The organism is Streptomyces sp. SID14436, assembly GCF_010548465.1.
Taxonomy (GTDB): Bacteria; Actinomycetota; Actinomycetes; order Streptomycetales; family Streptomycetaceae; genus Streptomyces.
In genome coordinates this window covers 1-820 of record NZ_JAAGMD010000088.1, presented here as the reverse complement: position 1 = coordinate 820, position 820 = coordinate 1, and the positions used below count along the sequence as shown (strand labels likewise).

Here is an 820-nt window from a genome sequence, read left to right as displayed (position 1 = left end):
CGCTCGCAGCCAGGCCCGGGTCAGCGGGCGGGGCGCCGGCCCGGGCGGCAACGCGGGCGCGTCGTCGCAGAACACCCGCATGAACGCGCCGAGATCCTCGTACCAGTCGTGGTTGCCGGGTATCGCGTAGACGGGCGCCGGATAGTCCCGGTAGGGCCGGAAGAACTTGGCCGCGTAGTCGTCGGCGCTGCCCACCGGGTAGATCACGTCGCTGGCGATCACCGCGAACCGGGTGTCCCGGCCAGCCTCCAGCAGCCCGGGCACGACCGCGTACTGCGGCTCCCCGCCCTCACCGGTGTCACCGATCACTAGGAAGGAGAAGCGGTCGGGGTCGTCCCGCCGGATCACCTTGTCGACGGGTGCTCCGGCCGACTCCCGCTGGGCCACCCACCGGCTGCGGGTCGCCCCCGTCGGGTCGCCGAACCAGGACGCGAGGACGCCGTTGCGGGCGGCCCACAGCATCCGCGGGTCGAGCCAGGAGATCCGCTCCCGCCGGTCCGAGGCGGGCATCGACTGCCGGTAGGTGCCGCGTTCCGCGGGTCCCCAGCCGGCTCCTTCGGCACTCTCGCGCGATGAGGAGGACATCGGGGCACCGTAACAACGCGGCGGACGGCGGCCGATGGGCGGGGCAGGCGCTCCGTCCGGCGCAACTGCCGCCGCAGGGACCGGCCGTGACGGGGCGGGCCCCGTGTGCCTCCGTGCCCGCCGGGGACGTGAGTGCGGCCCACCGCCGGACGGCGGTGGGCCGGCGCGACCGGCCCTACGCCGGTCCCCGCCGGGCCATCGCGGGGAGCCGGTGCCCGGCGTTGGACGCCAGCAT

General features: G+C 75.5%; 1 protein-coding gene. It reads right to left on the bottom strand.

Annotation, left to right across the window (positions count from 1 at the left end):
* Positions 1-585 (bottom strand): metallophosphoesterase (locus G3I53_RS03120; protein WP_203616665.1); only part of this gene is annotated, 585 nt, incomplete at its 3' end.
* Positions 586-820 lie beyond the last annotated feature (235 nt).